General features: G+C 66.5%; 27 protein-coding genes. All 27 read right to left on the bottom strand.

Annotated elements, in window-relative coordinates:
* Window positions 1-2: 2 nt before the first annotated feature.
* Window positions 3-608 (bottom strand): 30S ribosomal protein S5, encoded by a 606-nt coding sequence (gene rpsE / locus ACTWQE_RS03905; RefSeq protein ID WP_443327366.1) that lies wholly within the window; start codon window positions 606-608, stop codon window positions 3-5.
* Between the two features lie 67 nt (window positions 609-675).
* A complete protein-coding gene (gene rplR / locus ACTWQE_RS03900; RefSeq protein ID WP_443327365.1) occupies window positions 676-1,059 on the bottom strand; it encodes a 50S ribosomal protein L18 in 384 nt (127 codons plus the stop codon).
* Window positions 1,060-1,062: 3 nt separating this feature from the next.
* Window positions 1,063-1,602 carry a 50S ribosomal protein L6 gene (gene rplF, locus ACTWQE_RS03895; protein WP_443327364.1) on the bottom strand — a complete coding sequence of 180 codons (540 nt, stop codon included), beginning with the start codon at window positions 1,600-1,602 and terminating at the stop codon, window positions 1,063-1,065.
* 21 nt (window positions 1,603-1,623) lie between these two features.
* On the bottom strand, window positions 1,624-2,022 hold the full coding sequence (gene rpsH, locus ACTWQE_RS03890) for a 30S ribosomal protein S8 (RefSeq protein WP_443327363.1): 399 nt from the start codon (window positions 2,020-2,022) through the stop codon (window positions 1,624-1,626).
* Window positions 2,023-2,305: 283 nt separating this feature from the next.
* Window positions 2,306-2,491 carry a type Z 30S ribosomal protein S14 gene (locus tag ACTWQE_RS03885; protein WP_003956452.1) on the bottom strand — a complete coding sequence of 62 codons (186 nt, stop codon included), beginning with the start codon at window positions 2,489-2,491 and terminating at the stop codon, window positions 2,306-2,308.
* A 2-nt stretch (window positions 2,492-2,493) separates the two neighbouring features.
* Entirely contained in the window at window positions 2,494-3,057 is a 564-nt protein-coding gene (gene rplE, locus ACTWQE_RS03880) for a 50S ribosomal protein L5 (RefSeq protein WP_443327362.1), read from the bottom strand.
* Complete coding sequence (gene rplX, locus ACTWQE_RS03875) at window positions 3,057-3,380, bottom strand: 50S ribosomal protein L24 (RefSeq protein ID WP_443327361.1); 324 nt, start codon at window positions 3,378-3,380, stop codon at window positions 3,057-3,059. The genes rplE and rplX overlap by 1 nt, the downstream gene beginning before the upstream one ends.
* A gap of 3 nt (window positions 3,381-3,383) precedes the next feature.
* The gene (gene rplN, locus ACTWQE_RS03870) at window positions 3,384-3,752 is read right to left on the bottom strand and encodes a 50S ribosomal protein L14 (protein ID WP_003992364.1); all 369 of its coding nucleotides are present in this window, start codon (window positions 3,750-3,752) and stop codon (window positions 3,384-3,386) included.
* 131 nt (window positions 3,753-3,883) lie between these two features.
* Window positions 3,884-4,168: a 30S ribosomal protein S17 gene (gene rpsQ / locus ACTWQE_RS03865; RefSeq protein ID WP_443327360.1), complete on the bottom strand. Its 285-nt coding sequence runs from the start codon at window positions 4,166-4,168 to the stop codon at window positions 3,884-3,886.
* The gene (gene rpmC / locus ACTWQE_RS03860) at window positions 4,168-4,395 is read right to left on the bottom strand and encodes a 50S ribosomal protein L29 (RefSeq protein WP_443327359.1); all 228 of its coding nucleotides are present in this window, start codon (window positions 4,393-4,395) and stop codon (window positions 4,168-4,170) included. Before rpmC ends, rpsQ begins: the two co-directional genes overlap by 1 nt.
* Entirely contained in the window at window positions 4,395-4,814 is a 420-nt protein-coding gene (gene rplP, locus ACTWQE_RS03855; protein ID WP_356186927.1) for a 50S ribosomal protein L16, read from the bottom strand. The genes rpmC and rplP overlap by 1 nt, the downstream gene beginning before the upstream one ends.
* Window positions 4,815-4,817: 3 nt before the next feature.
* Window positions 4,818-5,654, bottom strand: coding sequence for a 30S ribosomal protein S3 (gene rpsC / locus ACTWQE_RS03850; RefSeq protein ID WP_443327358.1), 837 nt, complete (start codon window positions 5,652-5,654; stop codon window positions 4,818-4,820).
* Window positions 5,654-6,001: a 50S ribosomal protein L22 gene (gene rplV / locus ACTWQE_RS03845; RefSeq protein WP_044571671.1), complete on the bottom strand. Its 348-nt coding sequence runs from the start codon at window positions 5,999-6,001 to the stop codon at window positions 5,654-5,656. Before rplV ends, rpsC begins: the two co-directional genes overlap by 1 nt.
* 44 nt (window positions 6,002-6,045) lie before the next feature.
* A complete protein-coding gene (gene rpsS, locus ACTWQE_RS03840; RefSeq protein ID WP_443327357.1) occupies window positions 6,046-6,327 on the bottom strand; it encodes a 30S ribosomal protein S19 in 282 nt (93 codons plus the stop codon).
* Window positions 6,328-6,339: 12 nt separating this feature from the next.
* Entirely contained in the window at window positions 6,340-7,176 is an 837-nt protein-coding gene (gene rplB, locus ACTWQE_RS03835) for a 50S ribosomal protein L2 (protein WP_351511158.1), read from the bottom strand.
* A gap of 41 nt (window positions 7,177-7,217) precedes the next feature.
* Complete coding sequence (rplW, locus tag ACTWQE_RS03830; RefSeq protein ID WP_443327356.1) at window positions 7,218-7,562, bottom strand: 50S ribosomal protein L23; 345 nt, start codon at window positions 7,560-7,562, stop codon at window positions 7,218-7,220.
* Window positions 7,562-8,236 carry a 50S ribosomal protein L4 gene (gene rplD / locus ACTWQE_RS03825; protein WP_443327355.1) on the bottom strand — a complete coding sequence of 225 codons (675 nt, stop codon included), beginning with the start codon at window positions 8,234-8,236 and terminating at the stop codon, window positions 7,562-7,564. The genes rplW and rplD overlap by 1 nt, the downstream gene beginning before the upstream one ends.
* Before the next feature lie 8 nt (window positions 8,237-8,244).
* Window positions 8,245-8,889, bottom strand: coding sequence for a 50S ribosomal protein L3 (gene rplC, locus ACTWQE_RS03820; RefSeq protein ID WP_443327354.1), 645 nt, complete (start codon window positions 8,887-8,889; stop codon window positions 8,245-8,247).
* Between the two features lie 13 nt (window positions 8,890-8,902).
* Entirely contained in the window at window positions 8,903-9,211 is a 309-nt protein-coding gene (rpsJ, locus tag ACTWQE_RS03815) for a 30S ribosomal protein S10 (protein WP_003948644.1), read from the bottom strand.
* Window positions 9,212-9,684: 473 nt separating this feature from the next.
* Window positions 9,685-10,878, bottom strand: coding sequence for an elongation factor Tu (gene tuf, locus ACTWQE_RS03810; RefSeq protein WP_443327353.1), 1,194 nt, complete (start codon window positions 10,876-10,878; stop codon window positions 9,685-9,687).
* A gap of 208 nt (window positions 10,879-11,086) precedes the next feature.
* Window positions 11,087-13,207: an elongation factor G gene (gene fusA / locus ACTWQE_RS03805; protein ID WP_443327352.1), complete on the bottom strand. Its 2,121-nt coding sequence runs from the start codon at window positions 13,205-13,207 to the stop codon at window positions 11,087-11,089.
* A 38-nt stretch (window positions 13,208-13,245) separates the two neighbouring features.
* On the bottom strand, window positions 13,246-13,716 hold the full coding sequence (gene rpsG / locus ACTWQE_RS03800) for a 30S ribosomal protein S7 (RefSeq protein ID WP_019707816.1): 471 nt from the start codon (window positions 13,714-13,716) through the stop codon (window positions 13,246-13,248).
* Between the two features lie 2 nt (window positions 13,717-13,718).
* Complete coding sequence (gene rpsL, locus ACTWQE_RS03795; protein ID WP_003948652.1) at window positions 13,719-14,090, bottom strand: 30S ribosomal protein S12; 372 nt, start codon at window positions 14,088-14,090, stop codon at window positions 13,719-13,721.
* Window positions 14,091-14,492: 402 nt separating this feature from the next.
* Window positions 14,493-18,392 (bottom strand): DNA-directed RNA polymerase subunit beta', encoded by a 3,900-nt coding sequence (locus ACTWQE_RS03790; RefSeq protein WP_443327351.1) that lies wholly within the window; start codon window positions 18,390-18,392, stop codon window positions 14,493-14,495.
* A gap of 95 nt (window positions 18,393-18,487) precedes the next feature.
* Window positions 18,488-21,970, bottom strand: a complete 3,483-nt coding sequence (rpoB, locus tag ACTWQE_RS03785; RefSeq protein WP_443327350.1) for a DNA-directed RNA polymerase subunit beta — start codon at window positions 21,968-21,970, stop codon at window positions 18,488-18,490.
* Between the two features lie 608 nt (window positions 21,971-22,578).
* Entirely contained in the window at window positions 22,579-22,965 is a 387-nt protein-coding gene (rplL, locus tag ACTWQE_RS03780) for a 50S ribosomal protein L7/L12 (protein ID WP_443327349.1), read from the bottom strand.
* A gap of 84 nt (window positions 22,966-23,049) precedes the next feature.
* Window positions 23,050-23,610 (bottom strand): 50S ribosomal protein L10, encoded by a 561-nt coding sequence (rplJ, locus tag ACTWQE_RS03775; protein ID WP_443327348.1) that lies wholly within the window; start codon window positions 23,608-23,610, stop codon window positions 23,050-23,052.
* Window positions 23,611-24,118 lie beyond the last annotated feature (508 nt).

Below are 24,118 nucleotides of genomic sequence, written 5' to 3'. Positions count from 1 at the left end.
GCTTACGCACCCACCCCGGCACGCGCACGCAGCAGGGCTGCGGGAGCGACGTCCTCGAGCGGCAGGCCACGACGGGCGGCGATCTCCTCGGGGCGCTGAAGGCCTCGCAGAGCGGCCACCGTGGCGTGCACGATGTTGATCGGGTTCGACGAGCCGAGCGACTTGCTCAGCACGTCGTGGATGCCCGCGCACTCCAGCACGGCGCGCACCGGGCCACCGGCGATCACACCGGTACCGGGGGAAGCCGGCTTGAGCAGGACGACGCCCGCTGCCTGCTCGCCCTGGATCGGGTGCGGGATGGTGCCCTGGATCCGGGGGACCTTGAAGAAGTGCTTCTTGGCCTCCTCCACACCCTTGGCGATGGCGGCCGGCACCTCCTTGGCCTTGCCGTATCCGACACCCACGGTGCCGTCACCGTCGCCCACCACGACCAGCGCGGTGAAGCTGAAGCGACGACCACCCTTCACAACCTTGGCGACGCGGTTGATCGCGACGACACGCTCGACGTAAGCGGTCTTCTCGGCGGCAGCGCCGCCGTCCCGCCGGTCCTTCCGGTCCCGCCGCTCGCCGCCACCGGCGCCGCCACCGCGGCGCTGGGGTCCAGCCATTGGATTTACCTCTCTCGTTGGTCCGCTAGCTACGCAGCGACACTCGGTCGCTGGCGCGACGGGCGGCTCAGAACTTGAGCCCGGCCTCGCGGGCCGCGTCGGCCAGAGCGGCGATGCGCCCGGCGTACTTGTTGCCACCGCGGTCGAACACGACGGCCTCGATGCCCGCAGCCTTGGCACGCTCGGCGACCAGGGCGCCGACCTGCTGGGCCTGCGCGCTCTTGTCGGCCTCGCCACCGCGGATGGAAGCGTCGAGCGTCGACGCCGACGCGAGCGTGTGGCCCGCGATGTCGTCGATGACCTGCGCCACCATGTGACGGTTGGACCGCGTCACGACCAGACGGGGGCGCTCCGGCGTACCGGAGATCCGCTTACGGACGCGGATGTGGCGACGCTTGAGAGCAGCGCCCTTGTAGGCCTTGCCCTTGGCGATCTTCACACCGTATGCCATGGCTTACTTACCAGCCTTTCCGACCTTGCGGCGGATGACCTCGCCCGCGTACTTCACGCCCTTGGCCTTGTACGGGTCGGGCTTGCGCAGCTTACGGATGTTCGCGGCGACCTCGCCGACCTGCTGCTTGTCGATGCCCTCGACGCTCAGCTTGGTCGGGGACTCCACCTTGAACGTGATGCCTTCCGGGGCCTCGACGAGGATCGGGTGGCTGTAGCCGAGCGAGAACTCCAGGTTGGAGCCCTTCGCCTGGACGCGGTAGCCGACACCGCTGATCTCGAGCGCCTTGGTGTATCCCGTGGTCACGCCGGTGATCATGTTCGCCACCAGCGTGCGGGACAGGCCGTGGAGGGCCTTGTTCTGACGCTCGTCGTTCGGGCGCGTGACGGAGATGACGCCGTCCTCACCCTTGGCGACCTCGATCGGCGCAGCGACGGTGTGGGAGAGGGAACCCTTGGGGCCCTTCACCGAGACCGTCCGGCCATCGATGGTGACGTCCACACCGGCGGGAACCTGGATGGGCAGCTTGCCAATACGCGACATGAGCTTTTCCTCCGTTCCCGACTACCAGACGTAGGCGAGGACTTCCCCACCCACGCCCTTCTTGCTGGCCTGCTTGTCGGTGAGGAGACCGTGCGACGTGGAGATGATCGCCACGCCCAGGCCGCCGAGCACCTTCGGCAGATTGGTGGACTTTGCGTAGACCCGCAGGCCCGGCTTCGAAATCCGCTTGATGCCGGCGATCGAGCGCTCGCGGTTGGGGCCGAACTTCAGCTCGAGGACGAGGTTCTTGCCGACCTCGGCGTCCTCGACCTTCCAGCCGGTGATGAAGCCCTCCTGCTGGAGGATCTCCGCGATGTGCGACTTGATCTTGCTGTGCGGCATCACGACGGTGTCGTGGTAAGCCGAGTTTGCGTTTCGCAGACGGGTCAACATGTCTGCGATCGGGTCGGTCATGGTCATGATGGCCTTCGGCCTCTCTCGCCGGGGTTTCCTATGTGCGCCATCCCTCTCCCCGATCGAGGTCGGGACGGGTGCGGCGCGGGGACCTACGGCGTAGTCGGTGTCAGTTGCGGGCTTCGCCCGCGGGCGGCCATGGGCGGCGAGCGCCCAACCCTTCCACTCTACGCGAGTGTCGGGGGCGGGCCTCGCCATCCATGTGCTTACCGAGAGAGTCCGGGTACCAGCCTCCTGTCTCCCGCCGTGACGCCCGTCGAGGGCGTTGGTGGGAGATCGGACGGGGCTGTTACCAGGAGCTCTTGGTCACGCCCGGCAGCTCGCCACGGTGAGCCATCTCACGAAGGCACACGCGGCACAGGCCGAACTTGCGGTAGACGGAGTGCGGCCGGCCACAGCGCTGGCAGCGGGTGTACGCGCGCACACCGAACTTCGGCTTGCGGGCGGCCTTAGCGATCAGAGCCTTCTTCGCCACGGTCAGTTCTCCTTGAACGGGAAGCCGAGGTGACGCAGCAGGGCACGGCCCTCGTCGTCGTTGGACGCCGTGGTGACCACGGTGATGTCCATGCCCCGTACCCGGTCGATCTTGTCCTGGTCGATCTCGTGGAACATGACCTGCTCCGTGAGACCGAAGGTGTAGTTGCCCCGGCCGTCGAACTGCTTCGGCGACAGACCGCGGAAGTCACGGATGCGCGGCAGCGCGAGCGACAGCAGCCGGTCCAGGAACTCCCACATGCGGTCACCGCGGAGGGTGACGTGGGCACCGATCGGCTGGCCCTCACGCAGCTTGAACTGCGCGATGGACTTACGGGCCTTGGTGACGGACGGCTTCTGGCCGGTGATCGTGGCGAGGTCGCGGATGGCGCCCTCGATCAGCTTGGAGTCGCGGGCGGCGTCGCCCACACCCATGTTGACCACGATCTTGGTCAGACCCGGGATCTGCATGACGTTCTCGTAGGAGAACTCCTCGCGCAGCTTGCCCTGGATGTCCTCGCGGTAGCGCTGCTTGAGGCGCGGCGCGTTGGTGGTGGTGGCAGTCATCAGATGTCCTCACCGGTCCGCTTGGCAACGCGGATCTTGTTGCCCTCGTCGTCGAAGCGGTACCCGACGCGGGTCACGACCTTGTTGCCGTCCTTCTCCACGACGAGCGACACATTGCTCACGTGGATGGGGGCCTCGGTCGTCACGATGCCGCCGGTCTTCGAACCACGGGCGGTCTGACCGGCCTTGGTGTGCTTCTTGACCCGGTTGACACCCTCGACGAGAACACGGTCCTCAGCGGGGAAGGCCTGAATGACCTTGCCCTGCTTGCCCTTGTCCTTGCCGGTGATGACCTGGACCAGGTCGCCCTTCTTGATCTTCATCGGTTACAGCACCTCCGGCGCGAGCGAGATGATCTTCATGAACTTCTTCTCGCGCAGTTCCCGGCCCACGGGGCCGAAGATTCGGGTGCCGCGGGGGTCGCCATCGTTCTTGAGGATGACGGCCGCGTTCTCGTCGAAGCGGATGTACGAGCCGTCGGGACGGCGGCGCTCCTTGACGGTGCGAACGATGACGGCCTTGATGACGTCACCCTTCTTCACGTTGCCACCGGGGATCGCGTCCTTGACGGTGGCGACAATGACGTCACCGATGCCCGCGTAGCGGCGACCCGAACCACCGAGAACACGGATGCAAAGGATCTCCTTCGCACCAGTGTTGTCGGCGACGCGCAGTCGCGACTCCTGCTGGATCACGTCTATCTCCTGATCGTCTGCCGGTTCCCGGCAGGGGCTGGATTACTCCGGCCCCTGCCGAGCCTGGCGGAACTGACCTTCGGGCTGCTGCCCTCAGGCTGGATATTCCGGAATTCCCTTGCGGGAATGTCCTACTTGGCCTTCTCGAGGATCTCGACGACGCGCCAGCGCTTGGTCGCGGACAGCGGCCGGGTCTCCATGAGGAGGACACGGTCGCCGATACCCGCGGCGTTCTGCTCGTCGTGCGCCTTGAGCTTGTTGGTACGGCGGATGACCTTGCCGTACAGCGCGTGCTTGACACGGTCCTCGACAGCGACGACGACGGTCTTGTCCATCTTGTCGCTGACGACAAGACCCTCACGGGTCTTGCGGAATCCGCGCTCCTGCTTTGTCTCAGTCACATTCGTCTCGCTCATCAGGCGCTCTCCACCGTCTCGATGCCGAGCTCGCGCTCCCGCATCAGGGTGTAGATCCGGGCGATGTCCTTGCGGACGGCCTTCAGCCGGCCATGGTTCTCGAGCTGTCCGGTCGCCGCCTGGAAGCGGAGGTTGAAGAGCTCCTCCTTGGCCTCACGCAGCTTCGCAACGAGCTCCTCGTTGTTCAGCTCACGCAGCTCGGACGCCTTGGTCGTCCCCGCCGCCATCACGACTCACCTGCCTCGCGCCGGACGATCCGGCACTTCATCGGAAGCTTGTGGGCGGCGCGGGTCAGCGCCTCCTTGGCAACCTTCTCGTTCGGGTAGGACAGCTCGAACATCACCCGACCGGGCTTCACGTTCGCGATCCACCACTCCGGCGAACCCTTACCGGAACCCATGCGGGTCTCGGCGGGCTTCTTCGTGAGCGGCCGGTCCGGGTAGATGTTGATCCAGACCTTGCCGCCACGCTTGATGTGCCGGGTCATGGCGATACGGGCCGACTCGATCTGACGGTTCGTCACATAAGCCGGGGTCACCGCCTGGATGCCGTACTCGCCGAACGCCAGCTCGGTGCCGCCCTTGGCCATGCCGCTGCGCTTCGGGTGGTGCTGCTTGCGGTGCTTGACCCTACGAGGGATCAGCATGGGTCAGCTCTCCTTTCCAGCAGCGCTGGGCTCGGCGGCTGCAGCGGCAGGAGCCTCGGCCTTGGCCTCGGCGCCCGTGGCCGACTGCTGCTGCGGCTTACGGCCGCGACCGCCACGCTCGCCACCGCGGCCACCACGGGCCGGGCGGTCGTTGCCACCGCGGGCCGGGCGGTTGCCGGCGCGGGCAGCGGCGTTCTCGGCGCGGACCTCGGCGATGTTCTTGACGTCGCCCTTGTAGATCCAGACCTTCACACCGATACGGCCGAAGGTCGTCTTGGCCTCGAAGAAGCCGTAGTCGACGTTCGCACGGAGCGTGTGCAGCGGCACACGGCCCTCGCGGTAGAACTCCGAGCGGGACATCTCGGCGCCGCCGAGACGGCCACCGCACTGGATCTTGATGCCCTTGGCGCCGGCCTTCATCGTCGACTGCATGCTCTTGCGCATGGCGCGACGGAAGGAGACGCGGGAGGACAGCTGCTCGGCGACGGCCTGGGCAACCAGCTGAGCGTCGGTCTCGGGGTTCTTGACCTCGAGGATGTTCAGCTGGACCTGCTTGCCGGTGAGCTTCTCCAGCTCGCCGCGGATACGGTCGGCCTCCGCGCCGCGACGGCCGATGACAATGCCCGGCCGGGCGGTGTGGATGTCGACGCGGACACGGTCGCGGGTGCGCTCGATCTCCACCTTGGAGATACCGGCACGCTCCATGCCCTTCGTCATCATCCGGCGGATGGCGACGTCTTCCTTGACGTAGTCCTTGTACAGCTTGTCGGCGTACCAGCGGGACTTGAAGTCCGTGGTGATGCCGAGCCGGAACCCGTGCGGGTTAACCTTCTGGCCCATTACCGGGTTCCTTCCTTGCTGCTGACGACCACGGTGATGTGGCTGGTCCGCTTGCGGATCCGGTAGGCACGGCCCTGGGCACGCGGACGGAACCGCTTCAGGGTCGGGCCCTCGTCGACGTACGCCTCGGAGATGACGAGGCTGTCGGCGTCGGTGTGGTCGTAGTTGTGCGCGGCGTTGGCAATGGCGCTGTCCAGCACCTTGCCCACCGGCACGCTCGCGGCCTGCGGGGCGAAACGCAGGACCGCCTGAGCCTCCGTGGCGTTCATGCCACGGATGAGGTCCACCACGCGGCGGGCCTTCATGGGCGTGACGCGGATGTACCGCGCCTGGGCCCTGGCTTCCATGGTTGTCCCTTCGGTGTCAGTCATAGTCTTCGCACCCCGCCTTGTCAGCGACGCTTCGACTTGCGGTCGTCCTTGACGTGGCCGCGGAAGGTGCGGGTCGGCGCAAACTCGCCGAGCTTGTGGCCGACCATCGACTCGGTGACGAACACCGGGACGTGCTTGCGGCCGTCGTGCACCGCGATCGTGTGGCCGAGCATGGCCGGGACGATCATCGAGCGGCGGGACCAGGTCTTGATGACGTTTTTGGTGCCGGCTTCGTTCTGCGTGTCCACCTTCTTGCTCAGGTGGTCGTCGACGAAGGGCCCCTTCTTGAGACTGCGCGGCATCTGAACCCGCTCCTAGCGCTTCTTGTTCGTCTTGCGGCGGCGGACGATGTACTTGTTGCTGGCCTTCTTCGGCGAGCGAGTACGACCCTCCTTCTGACCCCAGGGCGAGACCGGGTGGCGACCACCGGAGGTCTTGCCTTCACCACCACCGTGCGGGTGGTCAACGGGGTTCATGGCGACACCGCGGACGGTCGGGCGCACGCCCTTCCAGCGCATACGGCCGGCCTTGCCCCAGTTGATGTTCGACTGCTCGGCGTTGCCGACCTCGCCAACGGTGGCGCGGCAGCGGATGTCGACCAGACGGACCTCGCCGGAGGGCATACGGAGGTGGGCGTAGGTGCCCTCCTTCGCCAGCAGCTGGACGGAAGAGCCCGCGGAACGGGCGATCTTCGCGCCGCCGCCGGGGCGCAGCTCGATGGCGTGGATGACCGTACCCACCGGGATGTTGCGCAGCGGGAGGTTGTTGCCCGGCTTGATGTCGGCGCCTGCGCCGTTCTCAATCCGGTCGCCCTGGCCCAGCTTGGCCGGGGCGAGGATGTAGCGCTTCTCGCCGTCTGCGTAGTGCAGGAGCGCGATGCGCGCGGTGCGGTTCGGGTCGTACTCGATGTGCGCGACCTTGGCCGGCACGCCGTCCTTGTCGTGACGACGGAAGTCGATCACTCGGTAGGCGCGCTTGTGGCCACCGCCCTGGTGGCGAACGGTCACACGACCGGCGTTGTTACGGCCGCCCTTGCTGTGCAGCGGGCGGACCAGCGACTTCTCCGGCGTGGACCGCGTGATCTCGACGAAGTCGGCGACGCTGGAGCCACGACGGCCCGGGGTCGTCGGCTTGTACTTGCGGATACCCATTTCTCAGTCCTCGTCCGATTCCGGACGACTCGGACTCCTGATTAGGAGACCGGGCCGCCGAAGATGTCGATACGGTCGCCCTCGGCGAGGGTCACGATGGCGCGCTTGGTGTCCTTGCGCTTGCCGAAACCGGTACGGGTGCGCTTGCGCTTGCCCTGCCGGTTGATCGTGTTCACCCCGGTGACCTTGACCGAGAAGACCGCCTCGACGGCCTGCTTGATCTGGGTCTTGTTGGCACGCGGGTCGACGATGAACGTGTACTTGTTCTCGTCCAGCAGCGCGTAGCTCTTCTCGGACACCACCGGCTTGAGCAGAACGTCACGGGGGTCCGTGAAGGTCTTGCTGGTCACGGCAGTCTCTGCCTTGACGGCACTCGCCTCACTCATCAGGCGTCGCTCCCTTCGAGCTCAGCCTCGGAGGCGACGGCCTTGCCGGCCTTGGCCGGTCCGGCCACAAAGGCCTCGTAGGCGGCCTGCGTGAAGACCACGTCGTCGGAGACGAGCACGTCGTACGTGTTCAGCTGGCCCGGCTCCAGGATGTGCACCTGGGGCAGGTTGCGGGCGGACAGCCACGCGGCCTCGTCGGACCGGTCGGCGACCAGGAGCAGGTTCTTGCGCTCGCTGATCTTGCCGAACAGGGTCTTGGCGGCCTTGGTGGAGACCTCGCCCTCGACCACGCCGGAGACGACATGGATGCGGTTGTGACGCGCCCGGTCGGAGAGGGCACCGCGCAGGGCGGCGGCCTTCATCTTCTTCGGGGTCCGCTGCGAGTAGTCACGCGGCACGGGACCGTGCACGGTGCCACCGCCGGCGAACTGCGGCGCACGGGTCGAACCCTGACGGGCTCGGCCGGTGCCCTTCTGGCGGTACGGCTTCTTGCCACCGCCGCGGACCTCGCCGCGCGTCTTGGTCTTGTGCGTGCCCTGGCGGGCAGCGGCCAGCTGGGCGACGACGACCTGGTGGATCAGCGGAACGCTGACCTGCACGTCGAAGATCTCCGCGGGGAGCTCGACGGTCCCGGCCTTGTCGCCTGCCGGCGAAAGGATGTCAATGGTGCTCATCGGTTACCTCAGGCCCCCTTGGCCGCGGTACGGACCAGGACGAGGCCGCCGTTCGGACCAGGAACCGCTCCCTTGATCAGGAGCAGGCCCTTCTCCGCGTCAACGGCGTGGACGGTCAGGTTCTGGGTGGTGACCCGCTCGTTGCCCATGCGGCCCGCCATGCGCAGGCCCTTGAACACGCGGCCCGGGGTGGCGCAGCCACCGATGGAGCCCGGCGAGCGGTGCTTGCGCTGGGTGCCGTGGCCGGCGCCGAGGCCCGCGAAGCCATGGCGCTTCATGACACCGGCGGTGCCCTTGCCCTTGCTGGTGCCGGTCACATCGACCTTGACACCGGACTCGAACACCTCGGCGGTGACCTCCTGGCCGAGCGTGTACTCACCGGCGTCGGCGGTACGCAGCTCCACCAGGTGGCGGCGCGGGGTGACGTCCGCCTTGGCGAAGTGGCCCTTGAGGGGCTTGTTCACCTTGCGGGGGTCGATCTCGCCGAAGGCGATCTGGACGGCGTTGTAGCCGTCGGAGTCATCGGTGCGGACCTGGGTCACGACGCAGGGACCGGCCTTGACGACGGTGACCGGGACGACGCGGTTGTTCTCGTCCCACACCTGCGTCATACCGAGCTTCTCGCCCAGGACGCCCTTGATCTGCTTAGCCATCTCGCGCGTCACCTCAGAGCTTGATCTCGATGTCGACGCCGGCCGGCAGGTCGAGACGCATGAGCGAGTCGACGGTCTTCGGCGTGGGGTCGAGGATGTCGATGAGGCGCTTGTGCGTACGCATCTCGAAGTGCTCGCGCGAGTCCTTGTACTTGTGCGGCGACTTGATGACGCAGTACACGTTCTTCTCTGTGGGCAGCGGCACCGGGCCCGCGACCGACGCACCAGTACGGGTCACCGTCTCGACGATCTTCTTCGCCGAGGAGTCGATGACCTCGTGGTCGTAGGCCTTGAGCCGGATGCGGATCTTCTGTCCCGCCATGGCTGCTTCGTAGTCCTGTCTCTCGTAACGCTCTGGGACCCGGTGTGCCGAGCCTTGTGGGAAGGCCCCGCCCCCTCCGACCCACGCGGTCGGGCGTGTCGCAATCCTTCTCAAGGAGAACCCCGAAAGGATTTCCCTGCTAAGGGGCGCGGCGCCGAAACCGCTGGCCGGGGGAAGACACCCACCGGGTGCCTGGCTGGAACCCCGCTGACGCTTCCCGGAAGATTCCCGTACTTCCGCCCCTACATCTCGCGATGTAATACATGGGACGACGAGTACTGCGGGACTCGCTTCCAGTCCTCCCGGCGGGAGGCGCGCAGCATCGGCACTCAACCGAGCAACCTGGACAGTGTGCCATACCTGGGACTCCAAAGGCCAATCGGACCCAACTGTCAAGGAGCCCCGCCCACCTGACGGTGGGCGGGGCTCCTCTCAGGCGCTCTGCCGAGCTACCGGATCACGCAGCGTGTCAATTACTTGACGATCTTGGTGACCTGGCCGGCGCCGACGGTCCGGCCACCCTCACGGATGGCGAACTTCAGGCCCTCCTCCATGGCGACCGGCTGGATCAGCTGGACGGACATGGTGGTGTTGTCGCCCGGCATGACCATCTCGGTGCCCTCGGGGAGGGTCACCACGCCGGTCACGTCCGTGGTACGGAAGTAGAACTGCGGGCGGTAGTTGTTGAAGAACGGGGTGTGGCGACCACCCTCGTCCTTCGACAGGATGTAGGCCTGGGCCTCGAACTCGGTGTGCGGGGTGACCGAACCCGGCTTGATGATGACCTGGCCGCGCTCGACGTCCTCACGCTTGATGCCGCGGAGCAGCAGACCGACGTTCTCACCGGCCTGGCCCTCGTCGAGCAGCTTGCGGAACATCTCGATACCGGTGACCGTGGTGGTGGTCTTGTCCTGCTTGATGCCGATGATGTCGACGGTCTCGTTGACCTTGAGGACACCACGCTCGATACGGCCGGTGACGACCGTGCCGCGGCCGGTGATGGTGAAGACGTCCTCGATCGGCATCAGGAACGGCTTGTCGACGTCACGCTCCGGAGTCGGGATCGACTCGTCGACGGCCTTCATCAGGTTGAGGACGGACTCGCCCCACTCCTTGTCGCCCTCGAGCGCCTTGAGCGCCGAGACCTTGACGACCGGAACCTCGTCACCCGGGAACTCGTACTCGGAGAGGAGCTCACGGACCTCGAGCTCGACGAGCTCCAGGATCTCCTCGTCGTCCACCATGTCGGCCTTGTTCAGGGCGACGACGATGTACGGAACACCGACCTGGCGGGCCAGGAGCACGTGCTCCTTGGTCTGCGGCATCGGGCCGTCGGTGGCGGCGACCACGAGGATGGCGCCGTCCATCTGCGCCGCACCGGTGATCATGTTCTTGATGTAGTCCGCGTGACCCGGGCAGTCAACGTGGGCGTAGTGACGCGACTCGGTCTGGTACTCGACGTGCGCGATGGAGATCGTAATACCGCGCTGGCGCTCCTCAGGAGCCTTGTCGATCTGGTCGAAAGCCGAGGCCTCGTTCAGCTCCGGGTACGCGTCGTGCAGCACCTTGGTGATCGCCGCGGTAAGAGTGGTCTTACCGTGGTCGATGTGACCGATGGTGCCGATGTTGACGTGCGGCTTAGTCCGCTCGAACTTCGCCTTCGCCACTGGGGTCCTCCTGTGGACTGGTGCTGTACTCCACCCGCTCTTTACGGATGGGTTCAGGTGGTCTTACCGAACCGACCAGGACCCCGAGGGGACGCCCTTGGCCGTATTCGCTTGGGGGCCGGCGCCCGGGCCCGCCCCGGACCGCTGTGCGGTCTGCGACGGAATGCCCGGATGCCTTTGCTCCAGCCTAAACGCTGAGCAGCGGGTGCTACTCGCCCTTGGCCTTCGCGATGATCTCCTCGGCCACGTTCCGCGGAACCTCGGCGTAGGAGTCGAACTGCATGGAGTAGCTGGCGCGACCGGAGGTCTTGCTGCGCAGGTCGCCGACGTAGCCGAACATCTCCGACAGCGGAACCAGACCCTTGACGAGCTTGGCGCCGCTCCGGTCCTCCATGGACTGGATCTGACCACGACGGGAGTTGATGTCGCCGATCACGTCGCCCATGTAGTCCTCGGGGGTGGTGACCTCGACGGCCATCATCGGCTCCAGCAGAGCCGGCGACGCCTTGCGAGCACCCTCCTTGAACGCCATGGAACCGGCGATCTTGAACGCGAGCTCGGAGGAGTCGACGTCGTGGTAGGCGCCGTCGATCAGCGTCACCTTCACGCCGGTGAGCGGGTAGCCCGCCAGCACGCCGAACTCCATGGCCTCCTGGCAGCCCGCGTCCACGGACGGGATGTACTCCCGCGGGATACGGCCACCGGTGACCTTGTTCTCGAACTCGTAGCCGTCGCCCTCGAGGGGCTCCAGCGCGATCTGCACCTTCGCGAACTGGCCGGAACCACCAGTCTGCTTCTTGTGCGTGTAGTCGATCCGCTCGACGGCCTTACGGAGCGTCTCGCGGTAAGCGACCTGCGGCTTACCGACGTTGGCCTCGACCCGGAACTCCCGCTTCATACGGTCGACCAGCACGTCGAGGTGCAGCTCGCCCATACCCGCGATGATGGTCTGGCCGGTCTCCTCGTCGGTGTGGACCTGGAAGGACGGGTCCTCCTCGGCCAGCCGCTGGATGGCGACACCCAGCTTCTCCTGGTCGCCCTTGGACTTCGGCTCGATGGCGACCTGGATCACCGGAGCCGGGAAGTTCATGGACTCGAGGATCACCGGGTTCGACGCGTCGCAGAGGGTCTCGCCCGTGGTGGTCTGCTTCAGACCCATGACGGCGATGATGTCGCCGGCACCCACGCTGTCGATCTCCTCACGCTTGTTCGCGTGCATCCGGTAGATCTTGCCGATGCGCTCCTTCTTGCCCTTCACGGAGTTCTGCACCTGCGTGCCGGACTCCAGGCGGCCCGAGTAGACCCGGACGAAGGTGAGCTTGCCGAGGTGCGGGTCGCTCGCGATCTTGAACGCCAGCGCGGACAGCGGCTCGTCCTCGGACGGCTTGCGCGTGACGACCTCGTCCGGGTTGCTGACCGCGTGCCCCTCGATCGCCTCGATGTCGATCGGGGAGGGCAGGTAGCGCACAACGGCGTCGAGCAGCGGCTGGACACCCTTGTTCTTGAACGCGGTACCGCAGAACACCGGGGTGACCGTGGTGTCGCCGCCCTTGCCGGAGTTGATGGTGATACGGCGGATCGCCGCGTACAGCTGCTCCTCGGTGGGCTCCTCGCCCTCGAGGTACAGCTCCATCATCTCTTCGTCGTTCTCGGCGACGGCCTCGAGCAGCTTGCCGCGCCACTCCTCGGCAGCCTCGATGTGGGTGTCCGGGATGTCGACGGTGTCGTACATCTCGCCCTTGGTGGCCTCGGCGGACCACACCAGGGCCTTCATGGTGACGAGGTCGACAACGCCCTTGAAGTCGGCCTCGGCGCCGATCGGGAGCTGCATCACCAGCGGGGTCGCACCGAGACGGTCGACGATCATGTCGACGCAGCGGTGGAACTCGGCGCCGGTGCGGTCGAGCTTGTTGATGAAGCAGATGCGGGGGACGCCGTAGCGGTCAGCCTGACGCCACACCGTCTCGGACTGGGGCTCGACACCGGCGACACCGTCGAACACCGTCACGGCACCGTCGAGGACGCGCAGGCAGCGCTCCACCTCGACCGTGAAGTCGACGTGGCCCGGGGTGTCGATGATGTTGATGGTGTGGTCGACGTTCTCGAGCGGCCAGTGACAGGTCGTCGCGGCGGACGTGATGGTGATGCCGCGCTCCTGCTCCTGCTCCATCCAGTCCATCGTGGCGGCGCCGTCGTGGACCTCACCGATCTTGTACGAAACGCCGGTGTAGAACAGGATCCGCTCGGTGGTGGTCGTCTTGCCCGCGTCGATGTGGGCCATGATCCCGATGTTGCGGACCTTGGCCAGGTCAAGTGAAGTGGTGGCCATATGGCTCAGTCTTCTCTCGGATCTCGATGGGGTAGCGACTACCAGCGGTAGTGCGCGAAGGCCTTGTTGGACTCGGCCATCTTGTGGGTGTCCTCGCGACGCTTGACGGAGGCGCCCAGACCGTTGCTGGCGTCCAGCAGCTCGTTCATGAGGCGCTCGGTCATGGTCTTCTCACGACGGGCGCGGGAGTAGCCCACGAGCCAGCGGAGAGCGAGGGTGGAGGCGCGGCCGGGCTTGACCTCGACCGGCACCTGGTAGGTGGCGCCACCGACACGGCGGGACTTGACCTCGAGCGTCGGCTTGATGTTCTCGAGCGCGCGCTTGAGCGTGATGACCGGGTCGTTGCCGGTCTTCTCGCGCAGACCCTCCATGGCGCCGTACACGATGCGCTCGGCGGTGGAACGCTTGCCGTTCAGCAGCACCTTGTTGATCAGCGAGGTGACAAGAGGAGAGCCGTAGACCGGGTCGATGATGACCGGGCGCTTCGGGGCGGGGCCCTTACGAGGCATTCTTACTTCTCCTTCTTGGCGCCGTAGCGGCTGCGGGCCTGCTTGCGGTTCTTGACACCCTGGGTGTCGAGCGAACCGCGGATGATCTTGTAACGAACACCCGGCAGGTCCTTCACACGACCGCCACGCACGAGCACGATGGAGTGCTCCTGCAGGTTGTGCCCCTCACCCGGGATGTAAGCGGTGACCTCGATCCCGCTGGTCAGACGCACACGCGCGACCTTACGCAGGGCCGAGTTCGGCTTCTTCGGGGTGGTGGTGAACACGCGCGTGCAGACGCCGCGGCGCTGAGGGGAACCCTCGAGTGCGGGCGTCTTGTTCTTCTCGACCTTGTCCTGCCGGCCCTTGCGGACCAGCTGCTGGATCGTAGGCACCGTTTCTCCGGTTTCTGTGTGCCGTCTAGTAAAGCTAACCTGAGGATTGTCCGACCCACGTGGTCGGGTGTGTCGCGGACCCCATACGTTTCCCGCGAACGGAAGAAGCGCATGTGATCGGCGTATCGGCCTCGGTATCCCGTGCTGGGTGCACTCTCCGGCCGAAGGCGGGGGACTGCACGCACAAGAACCCGGGCACACCCCAGGCACAAGGTCTGAGCGTACCTACCTCATCGACTTCGGTCAAAACAAATGCCGTCGGCCCCGACACGCCGGACTTGTCCCCTCCCGCCTCGAGGCCGTGGGTACGAGCCGTGGACGAGGGTGACGACCGCCCCCATGGAACGCCGCAGGGCGGCCACCCCTCGCGGGATGGCCGCCCTGTGAGCGTTCGACCGGCTCCTACTGGTTGTACGGGCCGTAGTCGTAGTCCTCCAGCGGGACCGCCTGGCCGGAGCCCGTGCCGAAGGGCGAGTAGTCGATGTCGTCGTAACCGACGGCCGAGTACATCGCGGCCTTCGCCTCCTCGGTCGGCTCGACCCGGATGTTGCGGTAGCGGGACAGACCCGTACCGGCCGGGATGAGCTTACCGATGATCACGTTCTCCTTGAGGCCGATCAGGGAGTCCGACTTGGCATTGATCGCCGCGTCGGTGAGCACCCGGGTCGTCTCCTGGAAGGACGCCGCCGACAGCCACGACTCGGTCGCCAGCGAGGCCTTGGTGATACCCATCAGCTGCGGACGGCCGGAGGCCGGGTGGCCGCCTTCCTGCACCACACGACGGTTCTCACCCTCGAAGCGCGAGCGCTCCACGAGCTCGCCCGGCAGCAGCTCCGCGTCGCCGGACTCGATGATCGTCACCCGGCGCAGCATCTGCCGGATGATGATCTCGATGTGCTTGTCGTGGATCGACACACCCTGCGAGTTGTAGACCTTCTGCACCTCGCCGACCAGGTGGACCTGGACAGCGCGCTGGCCGAGGATCCGCAGCACGTCGTGCGGGTTGGTGGCACCCACGGTGAGCTTCTGGCCCACCTCGACGTGGTCACCCTCGCCCACCAGCAGACGGGCACGCTTCGAGATCGGGTACGCCGTCTCGTCGGAGCCGTCGTCCGGGGTGACGACCAGCTTCTTGGTCTTCTCGGTCTCCTCGATCCGGACGCGGCCCGCCGCCTCCGAGATCGGGGCGACACCCTTGGGCGTACGAGCCTCGAAGAGCTCGACGACACGGGGCAGACCCTGGGTGATGTCGTCACCGGCCACACCACCGGTGTGGAAGGTACGCATCGTCAGCTGGGTACCGGGCTCACCAATGGACTGGGCCGCGATGATGCCGACGGCCTCACCGATGTCGACCAGCTTGCCGGTGGCCAGCGAACGGCCGTAGCAGTACGCACAGGTGCCGACCGCGGACTCGCAGGTCAGGACCGAGCGGGTCTTGACCGTCTCGACGCCGTGCCGCACGAGCTGGTCGATGAGGACATCGCCCAGGTCGACATTGGCCGGCGCGATCACCTTGCCGTCGACGACGACATCCTCGGCGAGCATACGGGCGTACACGCTGGTCTCGACGTCGTCCGCCTTGCGGAGCACGCCCTCGGCGTCCTTGGAGGCGATCGTCAGCTTGAGGCCGCGCTCGGTGCCGCAGTCCTCCTCGCGAATGATCACGTCCTGCGAGACGTCCACCAGACGACGGGTCAGGTAACCCGAGTCGGCGGTACGCAGAGCGGTGTCCGCGAGACCCTTACGGGCACCGTGGGTGGAGATGAAGTACTCCAGCACGGAGAGACCCTCACGGAACGACGCCTTGATGGGCCGCGGGATGGTCTCGTTCTTCGCGTTGGACACCAGACCACGCATACCCGCGATCTGACGCATCTGCATCATGTTTCCGCGCGCACCCGAGTCGACCATCATGAAGATGGGGTTCGTCTTCGGGAAGTTCGCGTTCATCGCCTCGGCGACCTCGTTGGTCGCCTTGGTCCAGATCGCGATGAGCTCCTGCGTGCGCTCGTCCTTGGTGATCAGACCGCGCTCGTACTGCTTCTGGACCTTCTCGTCCTGCGCCTCGTAGCCCGCGACGATCTCCTTCTTCGCCGCCGGGACGACGACGTCGGAGATGGCCACGGTGACACCGGAACGGGTGGCCCAGTGGAAGCCCGCCGCCTTCAGGTTGTCGAGCGTCGCCGCCACGATGACCTTGGGGTAGCGCTCGGCCAGGTCGTTGACGATCTCGGAGAGCTGCTTCTTGCCCACCGAGTAGTCCACGAACGGGTAGTCCTCGGGCAGCAGCTCGTTGAAGAGCGCACGGCCCAGGGTCGTCCGCAGCCGGAAGCTGTCACCCTGCTGCCACTCCGGCTCACCCTCCTCCGGAACCGGCGGGGTCCAGCCACGCGGCGGGACGGTGCCGATCGGGAAGCGAATGTCGACCTTCGCCTGGAGCGAGAGCTCCCGGGCGTCGAACGCCATGATCGCCTCGGCGGTGGAGCCGAAGGACCGGCCCTCACCGACGACCTCGCGCTCCTCCTCGTCGGTGGTGAGGAAGAACAGACCGAGCACCATGTCCTGCGTCGGCATGGTGACCGGACGGCCGTCCGCCGGCTTGAGGATGTTGTTCGAGGACAGCATCAGGATGCGGGCCTCGGCCTGGGCCTCCGCGGACAGCGGCAGGTGTACGGCCATCTGGTCACCGTCGAAGTCCGCGTTGAACGCGGTGCAGACGAGCGGGTGAATCTGAATGGCCTTGCCCTCGACCAGCTGCGGCTCGAAGGCCTGGATGCCCAGACGGTGCAGGGTCGGCGCACGGTTGAGCAGCACCGGGTGCTCGGCGATGACCTCTTCCAGCACGTCGTACACGACCGTACGGCCACGCTCGACCATGCGCTTCGCCGACTTGATGTTCTGCGCGTGGTTGAGGTCCACCAGGCGCTTCATCACGAACGGCTTGAAGAGCTCCAGCGCCATCGCCTTCGGCAGACCGCACTGGTGCAGCTTGAGCTGCGGGCCGACGACGATGACCGAACGGGCCGAGTAGTCGACGCGCTTACCGAGCAGGTTCTGACGGAAGCGGCCCTGCTTGCCCTTGAGCATGTCGGACAGCGACTTCAGCGGGCGGTTGCCCGGACCGGTCACCGGACGGCCGCGGCGGCCGTTGTCGAACAGCGCGTCGACGGCCTCCTGCAGCATCCGCTTCTCGTTGTTCACGATGATCTCGGGGGCGCCGAGGTCGAGAAGCCGCTTGAGGCGGTTGTTCCGGTTGATGACACGGCGGTACAGGTCGTTCAGGTCGGAGGTCGCGAAGCGGCCACCGTCCAGCTGCACCATCGGACGCAGGTCCGGCGGGATCACCGGAACGCAGTCCAGCACCATGCCCTTGGGGCTGTTGCTGGTCTGCAGGAAGGCGGAGACGACCTTGAGGCGCTTGAGCGCACGGGTCTTCTTCTGGCCCTTGCCGGTCCGGATGATCTCGCGGAGGCGCTCGGCCTCCTCGTCGAGGTTGAAGGTCTCCAGGCGCTTCTGCAGGGCGGCGGCGCCCATGGAGCCGTCGAAGTACGTGCCGAAGCGGTCACGCAGCTCGCGGTAGAGCAGCTCGTCACCCTCGAGGTCCTGGACCTTGAGGTTCTTGAAGCGGCTCCACACCTCGTCGAGACGGTCGATCTCGCGCTGCGCACGGTCGCGCAGCTGCTTCATCTCACGCTCGGCACCCTCGCGCACCTTGCGGCGCACATCGGCCTTGGCGCCCTCGGCCTCGAGCTCGGCCAGGTCGGCCTCGAGCTTCTTGGCACGGGCCTCCAGGTCGGCGTCGCGGCGCTGCTCGACCTGCTGGCGCTCGACGGAGACATGGGCCTCCAGCGAGGGCAGGTCGCGCGTACGGCGCTCCTCGTCCACCCACGTGATCATGTAGGCGGCGAAGTAGATGACCTTCTCGAGGTCCTTCGGGGCGAGGTCGAGCAGGTAGCCCAGCCGCGACGGAACGCCCTTGAAGTACCAGATGTGCGTGACGGGAGCGGCCAGCTCGATGTGGCCCATCCGCTCACGGCGCACCTTGGCGCGAGTGACCTCGACGCCGCAGCGCTCACAGATGATGCCCTTGAAGCGGACGCGCTTGTACTTCCCGCAGTAGCACTCCCAGTCCCGGGTCGGACCGAAGATCTTCTCGCAGAAGAGTCCGTCCTTTTCGGGCTTGAGGGTGCGGTAGTTGATGGTCTCCGGCTTCTTGACCTCACCGTGCGACCACTGACGGATGTCGTCAGCAGTGGCGAGGCCGATCCGCAGCTCGTCGAAGAAGTTGACGTCGAGCACTTGTCGTCAATCCCTCTTTCGGGGTCGAGTCTTCAATGGTCTGACTGGGGTCCGGGGTTAGCCGGGACCTCACGAGGAGGTCCCGGCCAGACCCGTCAGACCTCTTCGACGCTGCTCGGCTCGCGCCGGGACAGGTCGATGCCGAGCTCCTCCGCAGCGCGGAAGACGTCCTCGTCGGTGTCGCGCATCTCGATGGACATGCCGTCCGAGGACAGCACCTCCACGTTGAGGCACAGGGACTGCATCTCCTTGATGAGCACCTTGAAGGACTCGGGGATGCCGGGCTCAGGGATGTTCTCGCCCTTGACGATGGCCTCGTAGACCTTCACGCGGCCGGTGACGTCGTCGGACTTGATGGTCAGCAGCTCCTGGAGGGCGTACGCGGCGCCGTATGCCTCCAGCGCCCACACCTCCATCTCACCGAAGCGCTGGCCACCGAACTGGGCCTTACCACCCAGCGGCTGCTGGGTGATCATCGAGTACGGACCGGTCGACCGGGCGTGCAGCTTGTCGTCGACCAGGTGGTGCAGCTTGAGGATGTACATGAACCCGACGGAGATCGGGTCCGGGAACGGCTCACCGGAGCGGCCGTCGAACAGCCGTGCCTTGCCGGACGGAAGGACCATCCGCTCGCCGTCCCGGTTCGGGACCGTCGCCTCGAAGAGACCGGCGATCTCGTCCTCGCGCGCACCGTCGAACACCGGGGTGGCGACGTTGGTGCCGGGGGCGACCTCGTCGGCGCCGATCGCCTGGAGGCGCTGCATCCAGTCGTCGTTGCCCTCGACCTTCCAGCCCTGGGAGGCGAGCCAGCCCAGGTGGATCTCCAGGACCTGTCCCGGGTTCATTCGGGACGGGACACCCAGCGGGTTGAGGATGATGTCGACCGGGGTGCCGTCCTCCAGGAACGGCATGTCCTCGACCGGCAGGATCTTCGAGATGACGCCCTTGTTGCCGTGACGGCCGGCGAGCTTGTCACCGTCGGTGATCTTGCGCTTCTGGGCGACGTAGACGCGGACCAGCTGGTTCACGCCCGGGGGCAGCTCGTCGCCCTCCTCGCGGTCGAAGACCCGGACGCCGATGACCTTGCCGGTCTCGCCGTGCGGCACCTTCAGCGAGGTGTCACGGACCTCACGGGCCTTCTCACCGAAGATCGCGCGGAGCAGCCGCTCCTCCGGGGTCAGCTCGGTCTCACCCTTCGGGGTGACCTTGCCGACCAGGATGTCGCCGGCGACGACCTCGGCACCGATACGGATGATGCCGCGCTCGTCGAGGTCCGCGAGGACCTCCTCGGAGACGTTGGGAATGTCCCGGGTGATCTCCTCGGGGCCGAGCTTGGTGTCACGGGCGTCGACCTCGTGCTCCTCGATGTGGATCGAGGAGAGGACGTCGTCCTGCACCAGACGCTGGCTGAGGATGATCGCGTCCTCGTAGTTGTGGCCCTCCCACGGCATGAACGCCACGAGGAGGTTCTTGCCGAGCGCCATCTCGCCCTCGTCCGTGGACGGCCCGTCGGCGAGGACCTGGCCCTCGATGACGCGCGCGCCCTCGTCGACGACGACCTTCTGGTTGAAGGAGGTGCCCTGGTTGGAGCGGGAGAACTTCGCCACCCGGTAGGTGGTGTACGTGCCGTCGTCGTTGGCGACGGTGACGTAGTCCGCGGAGACCTCCTGGACCACGCCGGGCTTCTCGGCCTTGATGACGTCACCGGCGTCGACCGCGCAGCGGTACTCCATGCCGGTGCCGACCAGCGGGGCCTCGGCCTTGATGAGCGGCACGGCCTGGCGCATCATGTTCGATCCCATGAGCGCGCGGTTGGCGTCGTCGTGCTCGAGGAACGGGATCATGGCGGTCGCGACCGACACCATCTGGCGCGGCGAGACGTCCATGTAGTCGACCTCGTCGCCCGGGATGTAGTCGACCTCGCCACCACGGCGGCGGACCAGGACACGGCCCTCGGCGAAGCGGAGGTCGTCCGTCAGCGGGGCGTTGGCCTGCGCGATGACGAAGCGGTCCTCCTCGTCGGCGGTCAGGTAGTGCACCTCGTCGGTGACCTGGCCCTCGACGACCTTGCGGTACGGCGTCTCGACGAAGCCGAACGCATTGACCCGGCCGTAGGAGGCGAGGGAGCCGATCAGACCGATGTTCGGGCCTTCCGGCGTCTCGATCGGACACATGCGGCCGTAGTGCGACGGGTGGACGTCACGGACCTCGAAGCCCGCCCGCTCACGGCTCAGACCACCGGGGCCCAGCGCCGACAGACGGCGCTTGTGGGTCAGGCCCGACAGCGGGTTGGTCTGGTCCATGAACTGCGACAGCTGGCTGGTGCCGAAGAACTCCTTGATGGAGGCGACGACCGGCCGGATGTTGATCAGGGTCTGCGGCGTGATCGCCTCGACGTCCTGGGTGGTCATCCGCTCGCGGACGACACGCTCCATCCTGGCCAGACCCGTACGGACCTGGTTCTGGATGAGCTCGCCGACGTTGCGCAGACGACGGTTGCCGAAGTGGTCGATGTCGTCGGTCTCGACGACGATCGTCTGGCCGTTCTCACCGATCGTCTCGGTCTCACCGGCGTGCAGCTTGACCAGGTACTTGATGGTCGCGATGACATCGTCCGTGGTCAGCACGCCCGCGTCGAGCGGCTCGTCCCCGCCGAGCTTCTTGTTCACCTTGTAGCGGCCGACCTTCGCGAGGTCGTAGCGCTTGGGGTTGAAGTAGAGGTTCTCGAGCAGGGTCTGCGCGGCCTCGCGCGTCGGCGGCTCCCCCGGACGCAGCTTGCGGTAGATGTCGAGCAGCGCGTCGTCCTGGCCCTGGGTGTGGTCCTTCTCCAGGGTGGCGCGCATCGACTCGTACTGGCCGAACTCCTCGAGGATCTGCTCGGTGGTCCAGCCGAGAGCCTTCAGGAGCACGGTCACGGACTGCTTGCGCTTGCGGTCGATGCGGACACCGACCATGTCGCGCTTGTCGACCTCGAGCTCCAGCCAGGCACCCCGGGACGGGATGACCTTGGCCGAGAAGATGTCCTTGTCGGACGTCTTGTCGATGGAGCTGTCGAAGTAGACGCCCGGCGAGCGGACCAGCTGCGACACGACGACACGCTCGGTGCCATTGATGCAGAAGGTGCCCTTGGGGGTCATGAGCGGGAAGTCGCCCATGAAGACCGTCTGGGACTTGATCTCACCGGTCTCGTTGTTGGTGAACTCGGCGGTGACGAAGAGCGGCGCCGCGTACGTGAAGTCGCGCTCCTTGCACTCGTCGATGGAGTTCTTCGGCGGCTCGAAGCGGTGATCGCGGAAGGTCAGCGACATCGACCCGGAGAAGTCCTCGATCGGCGAGATCTCTTCGAAGATCTCCTCCAGACCGGACTTGGTGGGGACGTCCTGTCCACTCTCCAGGGCCGACTCGACACGAGCCTTCCAGGCGGCATTGCCGAGCAGCCAGTCGAAGCTCTCGGTTTGCAGCGCAAGGAGGTTCGGAACCTCGAGGGGCTCCTTGATCTTCGCAAAGGAGATGCGCAGCGGGGCGGTGCTGGCGCCGTTGTTCGTATTGGCAGTCGAGGCGTTGCGCGAGGCGGCCAAGAGGGGGTCCTTCCGAGGGCTCGGACTCACTACGCGCGTACCGGTCCAGTCCGCACACACAGAGAGAAATCCCAGGTGAGGGATCTTCATTCAGTAATGCTCGAACGTGGGCGTGCCCCTGGTGACGGGCAGGGAGCAGCTAACAGGCAGCGCAAAGGGTCAGTGTAGCCACTTGGCCCACTGATGTCCAGAGCGGATTCGTGGAGACCGGCAGAGCCAATCTCTCCCTCCGGTGAGGGGTCGCCCCCTCGTTGTTCTTCATCCTGCGGCAAGCCACGCGCTGGAAGCGCAAATCGATACTTCCCTCTTCGTCTGCGATCCATGCCTCGGATCCTGGATCGGCGGAAGACGCGTCCTGAGAATTGCGCGCTGCGTGCCGTTCGTCAAGGCCCCCCACCCCGGCGGGATCCTCGCGGGGCCCTCAGGCCGGACAACGAAGATCACCATACCCGCCGCTGGGCGAGAGGCAAGGGAACCGCTGCGGGAACGACCGAGAGCGACCAACCTTATGGGTGATCGCTCTCGATACGACCGGGTTCACCGGGGTGGTGGCGCCGGTGTCCGACGCCCCCGCGGCCCCAGGGTCCGGTGTCAGATGACCCGGAAGGTCACTTGACCTCGACAGCCGCGCCGGCGGCCTTGAGGGACTCGGCAGCCTTCTCGGCGGCCTCCTTGCTGACCTTCTCGAGGACCGGCTTCGGAGTGCCGTCGACGAGGTCCTTGGCCTCCTTCAGACCCAGGGAGGTCAGCTCACGCACGACCTTGATGACCTGGATCTTCTTGTCGCCGGCGCCGGTGAGGACGACGTCGAACTCGTCCTTCTCCTCGGCGGCCTCGGCGGCCGGGGCACCCGGGGCGCCGGCGGCGGCGACGGCGACCGGGGCGGCGGCCTCGACGTCGAACTTCTCCTCGAAGGCCTTCACGAACTCGGAGAGCTCGATGAGGGTCATCTCGCTGAACTGCTCGAGCAGCTCGTCCTGGCTGAGCTTCGCCATGGTGGCGGTCCTTCCACTAATTCGGCTGGTGCCGGATGTACATGTCGGCGGGCGTACGGGCCCGCTGCGACCGAACGAGGAGAGTTACTCCGCCGCCTCGGCCTCGGCGGGAGCCGGCGTACCGGCACCGCCCTGCTCGACCTTGCCGCGAAGGGCGTCCGCGGTGCGGACGAACTTCGAGAGCGGGGCCTGGAAGGTCGCCGCGGCCTTGGCCATGGACGCCTTCATGCCACCGGCAAGCTTGGCGAGCAGCACCTCGCGGGACTCGAGGTCCGCGAGCTTCTTGATCTCATCGGCGGACAGCGCCTTGCCGTCAAGGACACCGCCCTTGATGATGAGGTTCGGGTTTTCCTTGGCGAAGTCACGGAGACCCTTGGCCGACTCCACCGGGTCACCGGTGACGAAGGCAACAGCCGTCGGACCCGCGAACAGGTCGTCGAGCTGGTTGATCCCGGCCTCATTGGCCGCAATCTTGGTCAGCGTGTTCTTCACCACGGCGTACTGGGCGTTCTCACCGAGCGAACGGCGCAGCTCCTTGAGCTGAGCCACGGTGAGACCGCGGTACTCGGTCAGCACGGCGGCGCTCGAGCTGCGGAACTTGTCCGTCAGCTCGGCAACCGCGGCAGCCTTGTCGGGCCTCGCCATGAGCCTCGGCCTCCTTCCGGGTGATGATCCTCGACTGACCTTCCGATCAGCCGCGACACGTCTCTTCGCTCCGTCCGTGCTCTGTTCAAGCCTTTGGAAGCAAAGCAGCCGGACCGCCCACATCGGGCACACTGCGCTTCGCTCCGCCCGGGCTCTGTCATGAGCCTTCGGAAGAGAAGCAGGAAGGGGGCTGCACAAAGCGAAACGCCCCGGTGCAGGTGCACGGGGCGTGACTCGACCGCAGGGACCCGGAGGTCTCGCGGGAGTTCCATCCTCATTCACCTGCACGGGCCGTCCGCGGAAGCGGATCCTTCGGCCACCGTATGCCCGTCAAGGCACCCGGCAACGACCAGCGGTCTTTGGCTACTCGGGCAGCTTACGCGGACCGCCCGCGGGCAGGCAAATCGATCCCCCCGGCTGGGCCGGGGGCGGCGTTGCGTGAACGGGCCGGGCCCCGTACCTCCGGGGAGGTACGGGGCCCGGCCCGACGTGTACGCGCCGCCGCTGC

Origin of the sequence: Streptomyces sp. 8N706 (genome assembly GCF_052245415.1) — a bacterium.
Classification (GTDB): Bacteria; Actinomycetota; Actinomycetes; order Streptomycetales; family Streptomycetaceae; genus Streptomyces.
This window is presented reverse-complemented; position numbering and strand designations above follow the sequence as displayed.

Bases quoted from the DNA above. Each gene is read 5' to 3' on its own strand.
- rpsE (WP_443327366.1), bottom strand. From the start codon at position 608: ATGGCTGGACCCCAGCGCCGCGGTGGCGGCGCCGGTGGCGGCGAGCGG.
- rplR (WP_443327365.1), bottom strand. From the start codon at position 1,059: ATGGCATACGGTGTGAAGATCGCCAAGGGCAAGGCCTACAAGGGCGCT.
- rplF (WP_443327364.1), bottom strand. From the start codon at position 1,602: ATGTCGCGTATTGGCAAGCTGCCCATCCAGGTTCCCGCCGGTGTGGAC.
- rpsH (WP_443327363.1), bottom strand. From the start codon at position 2,022: ATGACCATGACCGACCCGATCGCAGACATGTTGACCCGTCTGCGAAAC.
- rplE (WP_443327362.1), bottom strand. From the start codon at position 3,057: ATGACTGCCACCACCACCAACGCGCCGCGCCTCAAGCAGCGCTACCGC.
- rplX (WP_443327361.1), bottom strand. From the start codon at position 3,380: ATGAAGATCAAGAAGGGCGACCTGGTCCAGGTCATCACCGGCAAGGAC.
- rpsQ (WP_443327360.1), bottom strand. From the start codon at position 4,168: ATGAGCGAGACGAATGTGACTGAGACAAAGCAGGAGCGCGGATTCCGC.
- rpmC (WP_443327359.1), bottom strand. From the start codon at position 4,395: ATGGCGGCGGGGACGACCAAGGCGTCCGAGCTGCGTGAGCTGAACAAC.
- rplP (WP_356186927.1), bottom strand. From the start codon at position 4,814: ATGCTGATCCCTCGTAGGGTCAAGCACCGCAAGCAGCACCACCCGAAG.
- rpsC (WP_443327358.1), bottom strand. From the start codon at position 5,654: ATGGGCCAGAAGGTTAACCCGCACGGGTTCCGGCTCGGCATCACCACG.
- rplV (WP_044571671.1), bottom strand. From the start codon at position 6,001: ATGGAAGCCAGGGCCCAGGCGCGGTACATCCGCGTCACGCCCATGAAG.
- rpsS (WP_443327357.1), bottom strand. From the start codon at position 6,327: ATGCCGCGCAGTCTCAAGAAGGGGCCCTTCGTCGACGACCACCTGAGC.
- rplB (WP_351511158.1), bottom strand. From the start codon at position 7,176: ATGGGTATCCGCAAGTACAAGCCGACGACCCCGGGCCGTCGTGGCTCC.
- rplW (WP_443327356.1), bottom strand. From the start codon at position 7,562: ATGAGTGAGGCGAGTGCCGTCAAGGCAGAGACTGCCGTGACCAGCAAG.
- rplD (WP_443327355.1), bottom strand. From the start codon at position 8,236: ATGAGCACCATTGACATCCTTTCGCCGGCAGGCGACAAGGCCGGGACC.
- rplC (WP_443327354.1), bottom strand. From the start codon at position 8,889: ATGGCTAAGCAGATCAAGGGCGTCCTGGGCGAGAAGCTCGGTATGACG.
- rpsJ (WP_003948644.1), bottom strand. From the start codon at position 9,211: ATGGCGGGACAGAAGATCCGCATCCGGCTCAAGGCCTACGACCACGAG.
- fusA (WP_443327352.1), bottom strand. From the start codon at position 13,207: ATGGCCACCACTTCACTTGACCTGGCCAAGGTCCGCAACATCGGGATC.
- rpsG (WP_019707816.1), bottom strand. From the start codon at position 13,716: ATGCCTCGTAAGGGCCCCGCCCCGAAGCGCCCGGTCATCATCGACCCG.
- rplL (WP_443327349.1), bottom strand. From the start codon at position 22,965: ATGGCGAAGCTCAGCCAGGACGAGCTGCTCGAGCAGTTCAGCGAGATG.
- rplJ (WP_443327348.1), bottom strand. From the start codon at position 23,610: ATGGCGAGGCCCGACAAGGCTGCCGCGGTTGCCGAGCTGACGGACAAG.